We start from the raw sequence: 16909 nt of genomic DNA on the forward strand, positions 1-16909 counted from the left end.
CGGTTATGAGGCAAATTTTCATGTAATATCGTTAAAATTATACCATTTATTTTTTTTTAGCTTTAATGTATATGTAATTGGGTTCGGCAAATTTGCCGGAGTATATTACAAAAGGAGCACAATATGAATATAAAACTTATAAGCAGATTTTTCTTATCCGTAGCTATTGCGCTGTCGTGCGGGATGAGCGCGCATTCGATAAAACTCACCGAGCAGCAGGAACAAGCTATAAAGTCTGGGATTGAAGAAATTAGCGAGGGTCAGCATCCTGGAGCATATGAAACTGTCGTTAACTTTATATCTCTTGTTGACAGCGAAAAAATTTCTTCCAAACTTTTATCTTCTCTACTAAAAACCCATTTTAAAGACGAAAATTTTGCTAATAAAGTCATTCACATGCTAAAAACCGCTATTCCCGATAATATTAGCGCCGATCAAGTGCAAGAAGAAACCATGTATCAAATGAAAGAAGACAACCAAGCTCTCTATTCAAATCCTAATGGAGCCGAAGAAGTCCATGAAGACGCCTATTTAGATCTAAATCAACAACAGCTTGCATGCCAGCAGCAGCCATACTCTCGCAAACAGATGCTGGCGTTCCAACAATTAGGCAACGATGTTACTAATAAATCTAATATAAAGGAAGAGTTGGTCTCAAAATTCGCTAACCTAAAAAAGCATCTTATAAATAGCGCGTCCGAAAATACTGGAGACACACATGGAATCATTGACCACAATAAAGAGATAAATAAAATTGCCTCGAGCTTCGTTAGTCAAACCAATGAACATGTCGTTGGTAGAGTAATAAACCGCCTTGATACACTTATTAACACATACCAAGCTCCTAAACGGAATCAGATTAATGCAAGAAACTATGAAAACGCGTTCCACTGTGTATGCAATAAGTTTTTTGAAACAATTTGTGGTAATGAAGAGCTAATAGATTATTGCAACACTAAATATAAAAATCAAATACAGGCGTCGTCTAGTAGAGATTTATTAAAACAGGCTTTGCAAGAAAAACTCTCAGAATTAGATGCTTTCGACAACCACGAAACCGAAGCCTCGATAGCTGCACAAGAGCTTCGTGAAGAAAATGCTGCTTTACAGGAAGAAAATAGCCGTTTACAAGAGGCCCTACAGATCCGTGATCTCAAGATAGAAGAACTCGAAGCTTCTATCCAATCAACCAAAAATAATGCTATATCTGAAGAAGACAAAAATTAGCCGATAACTGTAACTATAAAAAAAACAAACTTCCTCTCCGCTTGTTAACTGTTGTTGGCAAGCGGATTTTGTTTCCATGCAATGTCCTTGAAATTATATCATTTATTTTTTTTTACTCTTAATGTATACTACCAAAATATAAGACTTATCGATTCGTTCTTAGAGTATTTTATAAAGGGAGTATTATGAATATAAAACTTATAAGCAGATTTTTCTTATCCGTAGCTATTGCGCTGTCGTGCGGAGTGAGCGCGCATTCGATAAAACTCACTGAGCAGCAGAAACAAGCTATAAAGTCTGGGATTTCGAATGTTAGCTCTATTGAGGATAAAGATGGCGCGTACAACTCTGTTATAGAGCATATCTCTGAAATGGATAGAGAAAAAGTCTCTCTCTATTCTTTGCCTTATTTTTTAAAGAACAAAGGTATGAGCCAAGATTTGATTGTTCCCGTTGTTTCTGTTCTAGAGAAGGCGCTTCGAGATGTCATAACAGATGAGCGTAGGCTTGAAGAATCCATGCACCAAATGAAAGTAGACAAACAAGAGTCTATCAAGCAGTCCTTTTTGGATCCTAAAAGCAGCACCGACGCCGACGGCTTCGAGCATATACAAGAACAAGCCAAACAGCCAGAGCCTAACAAGAACGGATCTTCGTCTAAAGTAGTAGAAAATTCAGACAAAAATTCTTTCCTTCGCTTTTTCCGAGATGAGCTAGAAGAGCTACGTCGCATCGAAGAGAGCAAATCAAACGCCAGTTCGACGCAACAGGTGGAAAAGGAGAACAAGCACCACACACATAAAGAGCACGTAGTCGCAAGAGAAGAAAACCAAGACAAAGATGATCAGTGTCAGCAAATTTGTAGCACGAATATTGACGAACATGACGAAATTCTTGAGGAAAATTTGCGTCTAAAGGAAGAAAACAAAAAGCTTAAACGCCAAATATCTAAATTTAAAAATACGTCTAAACAAGAAAAGCAAGCACAGATTTTTTCTCGAGATTTTCTTGAACATACCCCGCGAGTAGTTTCTGATCAACTAAAAGAATACGCATCGTCTCTGCAAGCGGTCAGAGTTGCTGACCAAAAGCTGCTAGAAGAAAACGAAAACATTTCAGCAGAATTAGAAAAAAGTAAGTATTTTTTACGTCTAATCGAGGAAGCCGGGTTTGTGGAACTCCTGCCAGAAAATGAAGAACTGCAAAATATAAACAAAGACCTAATGAAGATAAACAAACGCCTAAGAAGAAGAATAGCCTTCCTTGAAGAAAAGGTGGATAACGTGAGCGACGCAAGCATCCACTCTCACAGCTCATCGGAAGACTCAGAAGATGAATACGCACGCTATATGGAAAAAATACGATCCATGAGAAAATAGCAACGGCAATAGTTAACGTTAATTATAACTCTAGCGAGCGGGATTTGTTATTTCCCGCTCTTTTTCTTTTCTCAAGCACATGCTGACCTATACCATTACTAAAAAATTTTGACTTAAGATTTTCTACGGTAAGTCGCTACTTTTTTATCCGCAAAAACAGTATAATGGTGCGATTAGAGGCGGTTTAATAACTAGAAGGTAGAGTTTTAAAGCTGAGGCTAAGTGTCTTTTATGTGTTTCCACAAATTTATGCTTATAACCAACCGTACGAAAGAGGACCGCGTCGATCAGTATATCGATTTCGTTACGCGCTGCGCATGCGCCGGAGTCACATCTGTACAAATTAGAGAAAAAAACTCTACCTATAGCGAAGCAGTGTCATTTTCGCTTCAGCTTATGGAGTCTTTAAAACCTTTTTCTGTTCCAGTCCTAGTAAACGACTCTATAAAAATTGCAAAGGCTATAAATGCCGATGGAGTTCATCTCGGACAAACAGATGGAGATATAGCTCTAGCCAGAGACATTCTTGGAAAGAAAAAAATAATAGGAGCATCTGTTGATTCCATATCATCTCTATCTCTCGTGACTGGCCTTTCAGTAGATTACGTCGGCGCTGGACCAATATTCAAAACAAAAAACAAGCCTGACGCGAAAAATATTGTAGGGCTGCGCAATCTAAAAAAAATATGCGAAATCTCGCCGTTCCCAGTCATAGCAATCGGCGGGATTAACGAAAGCAACATAGACGCTGTTATAGCAACCGGAGTCTCAGGAATCGCCTCCATCGAAGCTTTCCACCGCTCGTGTAGCTCCATTATTTCATGGAACAAAAATAGCAAGGCCTCAGAGCATACATAAACAAAGTGTCTCGCTCACACATAGAGAAATTGCATAGATTAGAAAATCCCTTCTTCTTTATGCAAACACAGGCTCATTTCATAACCGAACGCCTTTTTTTGTATAGTTTAAGCAAAAATACAGCAAGAACACAGCCAACAACAACTCCAAAAAATATTTTCTTAAACGAGTCCATCCTCTTTACTATAGTCTCACCTATAAGATAGCCAAGAGAACAGCTCGTAACCGTCCACACAACCGCTGCAATTACATTCAAAAAACTGAATAGTTTAAAAGGAACTCTCTGAGCCCCTATTATTATCGGACTAACAATACGAATGCTATATATGAACCTGAACGTCATGATGTACACAATTCTGTGCCTATGCAAAAAATTGAGCCCGCGATCCATTGGCTTTTCCATTCTCGGAAATTTACGCTTTATATAGCTAATTATCCGATCTCCGTAATAGTATCCAACAAAATATAGACTTTGGTCTGCAAATACAGTTCCACAAAAGGCTATAACCATAACTTTATATATAGACAGATGGCCCAAAGCGGCAAGGGCGCTTGCGGTTAGTATGATTCCCTCGCCCTCTATCAGCGACCCAAGAAATACAGCTATATATCCCCATTGCTGCACAAATTGACTAAACTCAAAACCCATAAAACTCAAACCAATCTCCCCAAACTAAAACGCATTGTTGTATTCCGCACAAATTAACTGACGCCTCTATTTCGCAAGGTCTACAAAATATACTTAGACAAGTCCGAATTTTTGGATAACTTCCCTACAGTAGAAGAAACAAGCTCTTCGTCTATAAAGACCCTTTTTGTATTTCCGTCCGCTATTCCGAAGCTCGCATCTTCAAGAAGATTTTCCATTATTGTATGCAGTCTTCTAGCTCCTATATTTTCCACGCTAGCATTAAGATCTACAGCTATGTCTGCTATCTTTTCCACTGCAGAGTCAGAAAAATCAAGCAGAGCACCTTCAGTTGCAAAAAGCGCCTTATATTGCGTTATAAGGTTAGCTTCTGGCTCTTTTAGTATCCTCACAAAATCCTCTTTTAGAAGTGCGTTTAGCTCTACCCTCACAGGAAGCCTTCCCTGTAGCTCCGGCAAAAGGTCGGAAGGCTTCGAGCAATGAAACGCTCCAGATGCTATGAACAAAATATGGTCTGTGCACACAGAACCATGCTTGGTGGAAACCGTAGTACCCTCTATTAGAGGAAGAAGATCGCGCTGAACTCCCTCTCTGCTCACTCCTGAAGAAGTCCCGCTATCCCGATCACCGCATCTCCCGCAAATTTTGTCTATTTCATCAATAAAAACTATACCGCCTTGCTCTGTTTCCCGAATAGCTTCCTGAATGATTCTATCGCTATCAAGAAGCTTCTCTGCCTCTTCATCTGCAACTACCCTTCGAGCACCAGCAACGCTCATAGTCTGCTCTCTAGTCCTCCCTCCTATCCCTTTGCCAAAAATATCAGAAATGCTCATCATCCCACCATACGAATTAGGCATCCCAGGAATCTCAAACGACGCTAACGGATTCTTATTATCGGCAATTTGTATGGTTACTTCTTTATCATCGAGCTCTCCGATTTCGAGTTTCTTCTCGAAGATTTTTCTCGTTTCCTCTGATGCTGTCTCGCCGACAAGCGCAGTAACTATCTTGTCTACAGAATTTTTTTTAGCAACCGTCTCGATATTTTTTTTCATACCAGATTTCACCATAACAATCGCAGCCTCAAGCAAATCCCTAACTATTTGCTCTACATCTCGCCCAACATATCCTATTTCGGTAAACTTCGTGGCCTCTACTTTTATAAACGGTGCTTTTGTCAACTTAGCAAGCCTACGCGCAATTTCTGTCTTTCCAACACCTGTAGGACCAACCATTAGTATGTTTTTTGGAAGAATTTCGTCGCGCAACTGCTCTGCAACCATCATTCTTCTAAACCTGTTACGAAGCGCAAGAGCGACGCACCGTTTGGCCGCATGTTGACCAACTATAAACCTATCCAGCTCGCGCACTATTTCGCTTGGAGTAAGAGCGCTCATCTTCTTCTGTCCAGTGTTTTCCAACATAAACCTATAAAATAAAACAACGTATCCAAGTTGATTCTATACCAGAACGTTCTTCTTTCAAACCGACAACTGAAGCACAAACAAAAATATAAAATTACCATCTACGAAAATGGCATAAAACCCAGCCGCATAAAAACACTTCTATCAAGATATCGAGCGCAAACATTATGTTTGTTTTTTCTGATAGGTGAGTATGATTTAGCTGAACTAATTCAGGCGCGCTGAAATATACGAGCAGACAGATTGAAATATGTGGCGGCAAAATATAGAATTAATGCTGGGCCCGTTGTGGCCGAGTGGCAGAATGGCTATGCAGAGGACTGCAAATCCTTGTACGTCGGTTCGATTCCGGCCTCGGCCTCGTGTATCTGATTGTTTCGTTGTGCTTTTTTTAGGTATATACCATATGGCGCGAATGCATCCCCTTGCGTGAGCCGCGTACGCATAGATATGAAGAGCGTAACACGTGAAGAAAAAACAGGAAAACATTTTTTGGCTTAAGAATTTCACTTTCGACAGACCGCTTACTGCACGTCTCATAGCTAAACAACAGCCCATCAACAATCAGGCGATGTCAAGATATGGTCATAAGAGGTTCTCCATATTCAACTGGAGCACCATTTTTCACATGAATTTCCGCTATTTTTCCTGAAACTGGTGACTTAAGAGGAGTCAAAACCTTCATCGCCTCTATGATCAACAAGGTCTGCCCCTCCACAACGTCGCTTCCAACATGAACGAAGGCAGGCGTTCCGGGCTTCGGAGAAAGATAGGCCGTACCCACCATAGGAGATGCTATGACATTGCCTGAGGACTTATCTGCAGACACTTCATCACATGCCCCCCTCTGCTGAGCATCACCGCGAGAACCGTCTATACAGCCTCCGCCATGTACACCATGAGGAGCCAGATGAACACCTTGCCCGCAATAAGCAGTAAGCTTTATTCTGATATCAGAATTTGAGTATTCTATTTCGTAGAGACCAGATTCATTCAATATACCAACTAAAGACTTCACAGCCTCCGCATTGACAGAACCATCACAGCAGCGCTTTGACGTATCTTTTTCCTTATCTTCAGAAAACAAACCGACCCCACTAATAACAAAAACCCGCTTGTTAAAATCTATCACACAACTCTGTTAAATAAAACCACGACAAGGCCATAAACACAGACTATAAGCCGCCCAAACAAACACTGCCGCCCACACACAACAATTCTCATCTACACACAAAGCGACCAGCTACTCTATGCTCCTTGGGATCTCTTTTTCTATAAAACATTCAATTGTGTCTTTAAGCTGCGCTTGGTCGAAGCCATTTTCAAGAAAAATACCACATTCGTAACCCTCTTTTGCCTCTTTTATATCATCCTTCGCACGCTTTAGGCTCTTTATAGAATCAGAGTGAATCACAACCCCGTTACGCAGAATCCTAATCTTTGCTCCTCGCCTCATAATACCTTTTCTTACAAGGTTTCCTATAACTCGCCCCACTCTCGATAGATTAAATATTTGTATAACCTCTGAAGTTCCAAGTATTTCTTCTTCATATATCGGCTTAAGCATCTTGGATAACATAGCTTTTATGTCTTCTATTGCTCTATATATTATGTCATACGTAAGTATTTTAACGCCATCTTTCTCAGCAGCAGAGATCGCAGCTGAAGATGCTTTAACGTTAAATCCTATGATTACTCCGCCAGACACGCTAGCCATAGCGACGTCGCTCTCGGCTATATCTCCCACAGAAGCGCTCAACACTTTTACCCCAACCTCTTCATGCTTGATCTTCTCCAATTCGCTTAAAATCCCTTCCATAGAGCCTTGAACATCTGCCTTTACGACAACCCCAAGTTCAGACTTACCTCTTTGCTCTGAAAATTTTTGAAATATATCATCTCCAATTTCCACTCCATGAACAGACATGTTAGCAATCGCCCTTTTAGACTTCCTAAAATTAACAAGCTCTTCGGCAACGCTTTCGTCTCTCACAACTATAAACTTATCTCCAGACTGAGGAAGCCCGCCCAAACCAGCAACTTCAACAGGGACAGACGGCCCCGCAAGGCCAACTTGCTTACCTCTGTCATCAATTAAAGCCCTAACCTTACCATGCTCTTCGCCGGCGACTATAACGTCTCCCTTTTTCAATGTGCCGCTTTCGACAAGAACTGTAGCCACTGGTCCAAACCCTTTTTTAACCCTGGTCTCAACAACTGCACCGACTGCATCTCCGCCGTCATCGGCTTTAAGGTCTAACATCTGAGACAAAAGCAGGATACTATCCTCCAGCTTATCCAGTCCTATTCCCTTCATCGCGGAAACTTCAACGTCTAACACGTCTCCTCCGAGCTTCTCAACTATGATTCCATAAGAAAGAAGTCTCTCCCTGACAAAATCAGCGTTAGCGTTGTATTTATCAATTTTATTGATGGCAATTATCATAGGCACACCAGCGTTCTGAGCATGCCTTATCGCTTCTTCTGTTTGCGCCTTTACACCATCATCCGCAGCAACTACTATGACGACGATATCCGTAACGTTGGCCCCTCGAGCTCGAATCTGAGAAAACGCCTCATGGCCAGGCGTATCTAGGAATGTAATTTTCTCCCCAGATTTGAGGACCACTTGATATGCGCCTATATGCTGAGTGATTCCGCCATGCTCCCCTCCGGCAACGTCGGTATTTCTCAACGCATCTAAAAGAGTGGTTTTTCCATGATCGACATGCCCCATAATGGCCACCACCGGTATCTTGCGCACAGAGCTTCCAACAGCTCTCTGTTCAAGAATTTTTTCTTCTACCGTCTTATTCTTTCCTCGCACTGGTATATGACCAAACTCAGCAACAAGCAGCTCGGCCACATCTGCGTCAATGAGCCTCGCCTCCTTGACACCAATTTTTTCGAGCATACGAACAACAGCATTAAGCTTCACAGACATTCTGTTTGCGATTGCGTCGACGCTTTGCTGCGGAAAAATATCAACTCTTTTCGGAGTAACGAGCTTTCTCTTTTTGCTATTTGATGCCTTGCGCAGCTTTTTGAGACCAACTATCGGCCCCCTTCCCCTAAAATCATCATCCTCACTGATACCAACCGCGTCTCCTCCTCCTCTCTTCCTTTGCGAACTCTTCCCACCGCTTTTATCTCGAGAGTCCCGAGAATCTTGAGGAAATCCTATCCCTTTGGCCTTTTTAGAGGGAACTTGTTGATCCAACAAACCATCTTTGCCAACATCTCCATATTTTCCGTCACCTCCATACCTCGATCCCTTTTTCCCAACATTAGGCTTAACTCTTACCCTGGAGTCTTTTCTCACCTCCAGCGCATCAGGTCCTGTTTTAAAATCAAGACCAGAGAAATCTGTAGCCGCAGCTGCTGAAGCGTCTCCTATTTGGTCTACAGACTCGAAAATCTCATCACTGGCTCTGACGCCAATATCCTCGATAAAAGAAGAGCTTTTATCATCTAGAAATTTCGCAGAACCAGCCTCATCAATCCTACGTTTCTCATCAGCCTCAGCAAGCGCGGCAGCTTCTTCCGCCGCTTTGCGCATCTCTTCTTCCTCAGCTTGGATAAAAGAATTCCTAAGCGCCTGCATACGAGCTTGCTGTTCTTTATCTGTAAGCTTATCGTCAGAACCTTCGTAAGGTTCGCTCTTACCGCCAGAAGAGGATCTCCTTCGCCTTTTAACTTCAATTTCCACAGACTTAGATTTTCCATGGGTAAAGCTCTGCCTAATGTATCCAGGCTCTCCGCTCATAAAGCTAGAGTCGACCGCGCCATGAAGCGTAAGAGGCTTTCTCTTTTTCTTCTCTTCCTTGTCGATAACCTTATCCACCATTTTCATCCTTCAAAGCAATTTCCCTTGCTTTCATTATAAAGTTGCCCATATCGCTATCACGAACTCCACAGGCTTTTTCCCCCGCAAACTCTTTCATATCATCAATAGAAAGATATGCAAAATCTTCTATGGAGCGTATGCCCTTACCAGCCAACTCTATTAAAAGGTCCATAGGAACACCTATTCCCAAGAGCCGTTCGTCCCCGCCAGCATCTTCAACAAATAATTTTCTGTTCTTTTTCTCATCGTTATCATGAGCATCTTTCGCTCTTTCAATAAGCTCATTAGCCAGATCAGAATCAAATCCTTGAAGAGACGAAAGCTCCTCCACCTGAGACGAGGCGATATCTTTTATAGACTCGAACCCTTCAGCCAAAAGAAAATGGGCCATCATTTCGTCTATGTCAAGCTTTTCAGTAAACTCAGCTATTTTGACAGCTACATCATTCGACCTACGAACCTTTTCTTCGGATTCTGACACTATAGACAGGTGACATCCTGTCAACTGGTGCGCGAGTTCAACATTCTGCCCTCTTCTTCCTATAGCAATACTTTGCTGATTATCAGGAACTACAACCGTAATTTTGCTTTCATCAACGTTGTCTATAATAACCTTTACAACCTCTGCCGGAGTCAGGGCGTTCACGACAAACACCGCTTTATCCTGCGACCACAAGATCATGTCTATTTTCTCCCCATGCAACTCCTGGCTAACAGCATTCACCCGGCTCCCTTTAACACCAACGCACGTACCAACCGGATCCACAGACGCATCCCTTGAACACACTGCAACTTTAGCCCTACTTCCAGGCTCGCGAGCAATCGACCTAATTTCAACAACCCCGTCATCAACTTCCGGAACCTCCTGCGCGAAAATTTTCGCAAGAAACTGCGGATGAGCTCGAGAAAGAAATATCTGAGCTCCTCGCTGTTTACGCTCAACAGCATAAACATACGCTTTAACACGATCTCCCACTCTAAAATTTTCCATAGGAATCGATTCGCTATAAAGGATTATCCCTTCAGCACGCACCAAATCAACAAATATGTTTCTAAACTCAACCCTTTTTACAACCCCTGTCACCAAGTCTCCAACACGATTAGAAAACTCCTTAAACTGACGCTCGCGCTCCATCTCGTATATAGAGCTCATCAGAGAACTTTTCACAGTTTGAAGGTATGACCTACCAAGCTTAAGAGGAAGCTCCTCTACAAAATCGTCGCCAATGGAAACCCCTTTATAAGCCACTTCATCAGCAGCTACTTCTTTGAAAACATCGCTAACCTCTCCGACAACTCGCCTATGTCTTGCCACCCTAACTTCGCCAGAGTTTCTATCTATAGACACGCTTATGTCATTTTCAGGGCCATACGCCATGGTACTAACTCGCCTTAAAGCATCTTCCAGCGCGCACACAACAGCGTCACGCTCCAAAAACTTCTCACGAGCGAGAACCTCGGCCTCCCTAAGCAGCACAGAACCTAGTCCCAAATTATCCATATCTATCAAACCTTACCTTGTATCCTAATTTTAGCGTCTAAGCGACAGCTTTTTATATTGTCCCAACCTATCATAACGCCGCTTCCGTCAACAAGAAGCTCTATTCCATCGTCAGTCGCACTCTTCAAAACAGCATATAGCTTCTTTTTGTCACCAACGGCTCGAGAAAGAGAAACCACAACTGACTCTCCAAGGAATCTATCGTAATCAGCCCTCTTTACAAGAGGCCTGTCTATGCCAGCAGAGGAAACCTCCAAAGAAAACCTATCTGCGAATTCTATACCAGAAAACGCCGCCGCTAACCTTCTAGACACAACAACGCACTCATCAATAGACACCGAAGACCCATCCATTTTTTCTATCAACACCTGAAGCCTTTTGCTATTATCTCTGCCTTCGAAAGAAGCCTTCACCAGACAGATTCCAAGCTCCTTAAGCGATTCAGCTATCAAATCTCGTAATTCAAAAATCGTCATAAGTATCTTCGTTTAAAAACAACGAAGGGCAAAATACAGCCCCCCTATAGCACGCAATTTACTATCGACATACTACATAATTTTACCCAGCAATAAAAGGCTTTTACGGCGAAAAGTATATTTTGATATCCAAATGCGAAGTATGCTGTAGGCATTTCTATAACCGCACGCCTGGCAATCTAGTTTTTTCGTTAGTAACAGTTTTTCAAGAAAAATCTCATACCAAAACAAAACCCGCCATTAGCCGATCTGTCCACTTAACGTCACTTGACATACGTTACCAATACGTAAAAAATGGTGTAGCGTACGGAAGGGTGGCGTTGCTTTGTTGTTTCGCGGGTGTAGTTCAATGGTAGAACGAAAGCTTCCCAAGCTTTAGGCGAGGGTCCGATTCCCTTCACCCGCTCTTTACGACACTCAGGTTGTTTGTTGTCGCTTGCTGTCTATTTGTTCCCACTACAAAGCCTTCGGTCAAACTTCACATCACGCTCCGCAAAAAAGTAATTAAAAACGCTTTTCTCCGCGCTGACAGCTCTAGAGCGCAAACAAAAAGCGCGCGCTTAATTTAGCAGAATACTCGCCAACACACACGCGCCTCCACTACACCTCGCATAAAGCGCGAACAATCTTCATTTAACCGCAACCTAACTCATGCAAAACAATTATTAATTAAAATCATACTCTCCACTGTCGTTTGATTTATTATTAGACTTAATCCTAAATTGCTTAGTTTCCTCAAACTGGGAGTTTATAATCAAATTAGCAAGCTCTTTAACTTTATCAGGAGATACAGTCGACATCATTTTTTTTACTGATTCATTATGTTCCCTTATTTCCTTGTTAATATCTTCCCAACTGAAGTCGTCTCTGATGTTAACATTTTTAAATATCAGAGATTGCTTCGAAAATCCAGGTCCAGCGTCAGCGCTAACGCCAATAAATGCACACCAAACCGCACATATCTAAAAAATCTTGTTCATAATTTCTCCCCTCCTTTTATACTCCAAGTGTGTAAGAACTACTTTTGCACCCACTTGGCAACCTTGCTCTAACTAACTCGCGCCATGTTTTAAACTTACTCAGGAGAGCTATTCCGAGCAGTTACGGCAACCACACATACTTCATATAATCATCTAATTCTTCGCAATTCTTCATGAAAGCATTCTTCTGCTTTTTATATTCGTCAAAATTTTGTTGCATGACCAAAGAAAGTCCTGTATCAATTTGTTTCAACATCTCGATATTGTTTTTTTTTGATTTATTCAAATAGAACCCACAGTCCACTCCATTTTCTGAATCTTTTTCAACTTTATATCCCATTCCACCAATCGGAGAATTAAGTTTAAAATTTTTGCTAATCCTGGTCTTTTCAGAATGATGTGTTGCTTCTTTTGAATCTTGTTTTTTTTCGTCTTCTTCTTCTTCATGTTTAGCCTTGCCATCACCATGGCTACCGCCGCTCTTTTTGCCGTCAGACTTTGTTCTAGTTTTTCCAAAAATACGCTCTAAAATAGACATTTTCTTATCTGCCTCTTTTTTATGAACACTTTTTTCACCATCAGAGCTCTGTTCACTTTCTTTAAAATTGCTGTTGCCGCCACCTCCTTCAGCCTCTCTCACAGGACCAAAATATTCAGAAAAAATTCCACAAATATATTAAAACAAACAAAATTTTGTTCAGCGCACACTCCTTAATCGCCACATCTTAAAATCACAGCGCCATAGCAACTTACCGACGATTATCTCTGTCGACGTCGCCGATGGCAGTCGGCCGCAATTATTAAAATTATCAAGCTATAAACATATATAAGTTTTTATATCGATTTTCTTTAAAAACATAGCACGCAAAACCTTTGCCATATTTCCAAATAGAAATCAGTATTTACAATTACCTATAACCCCGCAGCAACAGTAGGCTCATTCCTTCTTGAACACTTCCCTTACATAGGTATAGAATGTGCAGTGATATTTTGTTTTAAGAGATTTTTATGGATAAGAACGTCGCGCTTCAAGCTGCTATTCAACAAATAGAGAAGTCTTTTGGTAAGGGATCTCTTTTAAGATGGGGAGACAGAACTAGCCTGGTCGAGGATGTAGAAGTTATTTCAACTGGCTCGATGGCGCTAGACCTCGCTCTTGGAATCAAAGGCTTTCCTTTAAAGCGAGTGATAGAGATATATGGTCCAGAAAGTTCTGGCAAGACAACCATGGCTCTTCACGTCGTTGCAGAGGCCCAGAAAAAAGGCGGATTGTGCGCTTTCATAGACGCAGAGCATGCGCTAGACCTTGGATATGCAAAAAAGCTCGGAGTTGATGTTGAAAACTTGTACATATCTCAGCCAGACAGCGGAGAGCAGGCACTGGAAATAGCCGATACTCTCGTACGGTCTGGAGCTATGCAGGTTATAGTTATAGATAGCGTTGCCGCCCTGGTCCCTAAGGCAGAGCTAGAAGGTGATATGGGCGATTCACACATGGGGCTACAGGCTCGTTTGATGAGCCAGGCGCTTCGCAAATTGACGGGCTCCATTTCGAAATCCGGCTGTATGATAATATTTATTAATCAAATCAGGCAAAAAATTGGGGTTATGTTTGGAAATCCTGAAACCACCACCGGCGGCAATGCCCTTAAGTTTTATGCTTCTATAAGGCTTGATATCCGCAGAATAGGGGCAATAAAAGACAAAGATAAAATCATTGGCAACCAAACAAAGATAAAAGTTGTCAAAAACAAAATGGCACCTCCGTTCAAAGAAGTTATCATAGAAATATTGTATGGAGAGGGGATATCAAAAATATCAGAAGTAATAGATCTTGGGACAAAGGTTGGCGTTCTTGAAAAATCTGGGTCTTGGTATTCTTATCAAAATGCTAAAATAGGCCAGGGAAGAGAAGCTGTTAGAGACTTTTTGCTGCAAAACCCAGCCAAGGCAAAAGCGATAGAAGACGAAATTTACAGAAGAATGGACTCTGGAGATAGGTCTTGCAATGATCTTATATGCGTCGGCGGAGCAGACCTAGTGGTTTCAGAACCAGAGATTGCTCCTTCTCAACAGGAAGAGTAGAGAAATGCATCACGGTTCTCGTTTGCTATTTTTGTTAGCTGTCATCTTTATAAGCGCATTTTTGTTCGCTTGCCGTTTGATCGACAACACTACATGTCGTTCAGTTTCACATCACACACGTGATAGTCACATAGACAATGAGAAGTTTATAGATTTGAACAGCATCCCAGACATATCAAAAGAACAGCAAGTGCTATTTAAGAAACGTATAGACGACATCTATAAAAAAGAGCGGCATCAGCAGCCATTGCGGTTAATACGAGAAGAGAGCTCTCGTACATAGTGACTATGAAAACAATAGCCATCATAGGCGGCCAGCTCCTTCTAATAGATCCAATCGCTTGCTCTTTCCGCTGTAGACGAATATTCTCAGAGAGCGGGCGGTGTGCGGAAGCCGGACCACGAAAATTGCGCGCTTACATCAATTTATAAAGGCTAACATCAATAACCTCTGCGCCACATGAGCTTAGCAATAAATTCCTAATTATAAAATCGACAGCGGATTATATTGCAGCCGAACTCACCTCAACCTTAAACCCTGGAGAGCGCTTTTCAAAAATCCCAGAGTCAGCGCTTCACGCAGAATCCAGCCGCAAACCGCCTCCTCTTTATAAAAACCCCAACCTGCTGCACTGCCAGCCTCCAGAAAACACATTCTCGCGGTTTTTAAGCAGCACGCGAACCATAGGATCATCAATATCTATCCACTCAACGACCCCAACCTCTCCGCGCAGCGACAACAACAGAAACAACACAAATAAGCAAACAAACGGAGAAACTAAGGATCACCTTCCCTCAAGCAAACATAGTTTCCTCTTCATTCCACTGAATTCATAAACTTCCTTTATGAAAAAATACTTCTCAACGATACTCTTGAAATTCTCCCACGTATATCCAGAAAACACATTCTCGCGGTTTTTAAGCAGAACGCGAACCATAGGATCATCAATATCTATCCACTCAACGACCCCAACCTCTCCTATTTCGCGCAAAAACATGACAAAATATTCAAGCGGGACGTTATTAGATATACATATATGGTGTATCAGGGCGACTGCCAAAAACGCGTCTGACTTAAGCCTATACAAAAGCCCCCTACGCTCTTCCAGATTCCACCCAATCGACGGAGAGAGATGAACAATATTGCCGACAACTGGAACTATCCTAGAAGACACTTTGCCTTGCTGGATTTTGAGATATATTTGGTCGATGCAATCCTGATCATAGTCAACAGAAATGACGTGGGGGACATGCTCAGCAGCAACTTCCGAATATTCTCCAGTGTTACACCCAAGGTCAACAAGCTGGCTTATCTCATACGAAGAGACAAACCGTTTAACAAACTTGTGCTTCTCCTCTCTATCGGACTGAGAATACGAGTTACTCTCAGAATAATCGGTCCACATAGAAGATGAACGATATTCCTTTAAATATTGAACAACATCTTTCAGATTTTTAACAAGTTTAATAATAGACGACTCTGCAGAACGATTCTGAAGCCCCTTTTTATCTATCACCGTTTCTCTGCTTACCATTTTATTGAGGGCGCTCTTCACAAACACGTGAAGAAATACCCCTTTTTTAAACAGATCCGCCTTAGTTAGCAAATTTCTGAAATTCTGCGTAGAAATACCGTCTCCGCAACCTACCCACCAATCCTGGAAATTAATTTTTTTATACGCCTTCAGCATAAGGGGGTACAAAAAATGCTCACAAAACTGATGGTAGCCGTTCCATAAAAGCTCTTTATCTACCTTTCCTATAGACAGTATGTCTATAAACACCATATCGCCCTTATGGTATAAACAGTTATATGCGCTTCCATCCTTCAGTATATACCCATTGGGAACCAGTTCTTCCATTATACTAAGCTGAGTAAGCGCAGCGTTTGCCAACATAGAGAATGACCACTCATATGGATACGTGACGACTGGAACACGCTCATGAACCAGTATATTGTCCAACATACATGTATCAATAAGAAGCCCCTTCAGTTTTCTCTGATATACATCGCTAGTAAGAAAGTCCCTCATTCTACTAACAGCAGCCTCAGAGCTGAGGAACCTCTTAATCTTTCCTTTGTCTAGAAAGACGAACCCCTCAGGATCTCTGAAAGACGAAAGCTCTCTGCCCATCTGCATCGCTCTATTTCCTATTCAAGTCAGAGCTACCGGGCGACTCTTCCGCTCCTGCTCGCTCAGCTTCCTCCATCGCATAGCCAGCGCACCCACAGGCTCCTCCAAGAGACTTTCTGCAAAAAACCTTTGAGAAGAAATTCTTGACATTCCCCCAGCAAAGCCTTAAAACAGCCATTGCGCCGACGACACCACCTACTAGAAGCTGAACCAATATACCTCCAGTACTGGGGTCTATATACGCATGCGCGTCTGCAGAAAACGCAAACATGACGAATAAAACAAGAAGCACAGCAAAAACCACAGCATCCTCCATAAAACATAAACACGTTAATTATGCACTGC

At 41.9% G+C, this 16909-nt stretch carries 15 protein-coding genes and 2 tRNA genes; 6 read left to right on the forward strand and 11 right to left on the reverse strand.

Annotated features, from left to right (window positions below; translation table 11 throughout):
• The first annotated feature begins 123 nt into the window (after nt 1-123).
• The 3 genes from HYD_RS02110 (at nt 124) to thiE (ending at nt 3464) form a co-directional block, all read left to right on the forward strand.
• Nucleotides 124-1227 carry a hypothetical protein gene (locus HYD_RS02110; RefSeq protein WP_236864488.1) on the forward strand — a complete coding sequence of 368 codons (1104 nt, stop codon included), beginning with the start codon at nt 124-126 and terminating at the stop codon, nt 1225-1227.
• Between the two features lie 185 nt (nt 1228-1412).
• Entirely contained in the window at nt 1413-2606 is a 1194-nt protein-coding gene (locus tag HYD_RS02115) for a hypothetical protein (RefSeq protein WP_236864490.1), read from the forward strand.
• Between the two features lie 249 nt (nt 2607-2855).
• Nucleotides 2856-3464: a thiamine phosphate synthase gene (gene thiE, locus HYD_RS02120; RefSeq protein ID WP_236864492.1), complete on the forward strand. Its 609-nt coding sequence runs from the start codon at nt 2856-2858 to the stop codon at nt 3462-3464.
• 73 nt (nt 3465-3537) lie between these two features.
• On the opposite strand, the gene HYD_RS02125 is transcribed toward thiE, so the two are convergent.
• Nucleotides 3538-4113, reverse strand: a complete 576-nt coding sequence (locus HYD_RS02125) for a DedA family protein (protein ID WP_236864493.1) — start codon at nt 4111-4113, stop codon at nt 3538-3540.
• Between the two features lie 80 nt (nt 4114-4193).
• Entirely contained in the window at nt 4194-5513 is a 1320-nt protein-coding gene (hslU, locus tag HYD_RS02130; RefSeq protein WP_419469457.1) for an ATP-dependent protease ATPase subunit HslU, read from the reverse strand.
• A gap of 317 nt (nt 5514-5830) precedes the next feature.
• Between hslU and HYD_RS02135 the strand changes: the two genes are divergently transcribed.
• Nucleotides 5831-5901: transfer RNA gene (locus HYD_RS02135), tRNA-Cys, on the forward strand.
• Between the two features lie 213 nt (nt 5902-6114).
• On the opposite strand, the gene HYD_RS02140 is transcribed toward HYD_RS02135, so the two are convergent.
• The 4 genes from HYD_RS02140 to HYD_RS02155 form a co-directional block, all read right to left on the reverse strand.
• Nucleotides 6115-6672: an acetyl-CoA carboxylase biotin carboxyl carrier protein gene (locus HYD_RS02140; protein ID WP_236864497.1), complete on the reverse strand. Its 558-nt coding sequence runs from the start codon at nt 6670-6672 to the stop codon at nt 6115-6117.
• A gap of 111 nt (nt 6673-6783) precedes the next feature.
• Entirely contained in the window at nt 6784-9387 is a 2604-nt protein-coding gene (gene infB, locus HYD_RS02145) for a translation initiation factor IF-2 (RefSeq protein WP_236864499.1), read from the reverse strand.
• The gene (gene nusA, locus HYD_RS02150) at nt 9377-10888 is read right to left on the reverse strand and encodes a transcription termination factor NusA (protein ID WP_236864500.1); all 1512 of its coding nucleotides are present in this window, start codon (nt 10886-10888) and stop codon (nt 9377-9379) included. Before nusA ends, infB begins: the two co-directional genes overlap by 11 nt.
• A gap of 5 nt (nt 10889-10893) precedes the next feature.
• The gene (locus HYD_RS02155) at nt 10894-11364 is read right to left on the reverse strand and encodes a ribosome maturation factor RimP (RefSeq protein WP_236864502.1); all 471 of its coding nucleotides are present in this window, start codon (nt 11362-11364) and stop codon (nt 10894-10896) included.
• A 335-nt stretch (nt 11365-11699) separates the two neighbouring features.
• On the opposite strand from HYD_RS02155, the gene HYD_RS02160 reads away from it, so the two are divergent.
• Nucleotides 11700-11770, forward strand: a tRNA-Gly gene (locus tag HYD_RS02160).
• Between the two features lie 259 nt (nt 11771-12029).
• Here HYD_RS02160 and HYD_RS02165 read toward each other — a convergent pair.
• Together HYD_RS02165 and HYD_RS02170 are read right to left on the reverse strand one after the other, a co-directional pair.
• Nucleotides 12030-12167, reverse strand: a complete 138-nt coding sequence (locus HYD_RS02165) for a hypothetical protein (RefSeq protein WP_236864504.1) — start codon at nt 12165-12167, stop codon at nt 12030-12032.
• Between the two features lie 298 nt (nt 12168-12465).
• On the reverse strand, nt 12466-12984 hold the full coding sequence (locus tag HYD_RS02170; RefSeq protein ID WP_236864506.1) for a hypothetical protein: 519 nt from the start codon (nt 12982-12984) through the stop codon (nt 12466-12468).
• A 368-nt stretch (nt 12985-13352) separates the two neighbouring features.
• Here HYD_RS02170 and recA point away from each other — a divergent pair, with 368 nt between their 5' ends.
• Nucleotides 13353-14429, forward strand: a complete 1077-nt coding sequence (gene recA, locus HYD_RS02175; protein ID WP_236864508.1) for a recombinase RecA — start codon at nt 13353-13355, stop codon at nt 14427-14429.
• 608 nt (nt 14430-15037) lie between these two features.
• Here the strand turns inward: recA and HYD_RS02180 are convergent.
• Genes HYD_RS02180 through HYD_RS02190 form a run of 3 tightly spaced genes read right to left on the reverse strand, consistent with a single transcriptional unit; the run spans nt 15038 to nt 16868 of the window.
• The gene (locus tag HYD_RS02180; protein WP_236864510.1) at nt 15038-15184 is read right to left on the reverse strand and encodes a hypothetical protein; all 147 of its coding nucleotides are present in this window, start codon (nt 15182-15184) and stop codon (nt 15038-15040) included.
• Nucleotides 15185-15214: 30 nt separating this feature from the next.
• On the reverse strand, nt 15215-16564 hold the full coding sequence (locus tag HYD_RS02185) for a class I SAM-dependent methyltransferase (RefSeq protein ID WP_236864512.1): 1350 nt from the start codon (nt 16562-16564) through the stop codon (nt 15215-15217).
• 10 nt (nt 16565-16574) lie between these two features.
• Nucleotides 16575-16868, reverse strand: a complete 294-nt coding sequence (locus tag HYD_RS02190) for a hypothetical protein (RefSeq protein ID WP_236864513.1) — start codon at nt 16866-16868, stop codon at nt 16575-16577.
• Nucleotides 16869-16909: the final 41 nt, after the last annotated feature.

The sequence above is a fragment of the Candidatus Hydrogenosomobacter endosymbioticus genome (assembly GCF_021654655.1).
GTDB lineage: Bacteria > Pseudomonadota > Alphaproteobacteria > Holosporales > GW7 > Hydrogenosomobacter > Hydrogenosomobacter endosymbioticus.

Excerpts from the sequence above, each read along its gene's own strand:
- HYD_RS02165 (WP_236864504.1), bottom strand. The coding sequence starts at position 12,167 with ATGATGTCGACTGTATCTCCTGATAAAGTTAAAGAGCTTGCTAATTTG.
- HYD_RS02115 (WP_236864490.1), top strand. The coding sequence starts at position 1,413 with ATGAATATAAAACTTATAAGCAGATTTTTCTTATCCGTAGCTATTGCG.
- infB (WP_236864499.1), bottom strand. The coding sequence starts at position 9,387 with ATGGTGGATAAGGTTATCGACAAGGAAGAGAAGAAAAAGAGAAAGCCT.
- HYD_RS02125 (WP_236864493.1), bottom strand. The coding sequence starts at position 4,113 with ATGGGTTTTGAGTTTAGTCAATTTGTGCAGCAATGGGGATATATAGCT.
- HYD_RS02185 (WP_236864512.1), bottom strand. The coding sequence starts at position 16,564 with ATGGGCAGAGAGCTTTCGTCTTTCAGAGATCCTGAGGGGTTCGTCTTT.
- nusA (WP_236864500.1), bottom strand. The coding sequence starts at position 10,888 with ATGGATAATTTGGGACTAGGTTCTGTGCTGCTTAGGGAGGCCGAGGTT.
- HYD_RS02110 (WP_236864488.1), top strand. The coding sequence starts at position 124 with ATGAATATAAAACTTATAAGCAGATTTTTCTTATCCGTAGCTATTGCG.
- hslU (WP_419469457.1), bottom strand. The coding sequence starts at position 5,513 with ATGAGCGCTCTTACTCCAAGCGAAATAGTGCGCGAGCTGGATAGGTTT.
- thiE (WP_236864492.1), top strand. The coding sequence starts at position 2,856 with ATGCTTATAACCAACCGTACGAAAGAGGACCGCGTCGATCAGTATATC.
- recA (WP_236864508.1), top strand. The coding sequence starts at position 13,353 with ATGGATAAGAACGTCGCGCTTCAAGCTGCTATTCAACAAATAGAGAAG.
- HYD_RS02155 (WP_236864502.1), bottom strand. The coding sequence starts at position 11,364 with ATGACGATTTTTGAATTACGAGATTTGATAGCTGAATCGCTTAAGGAG.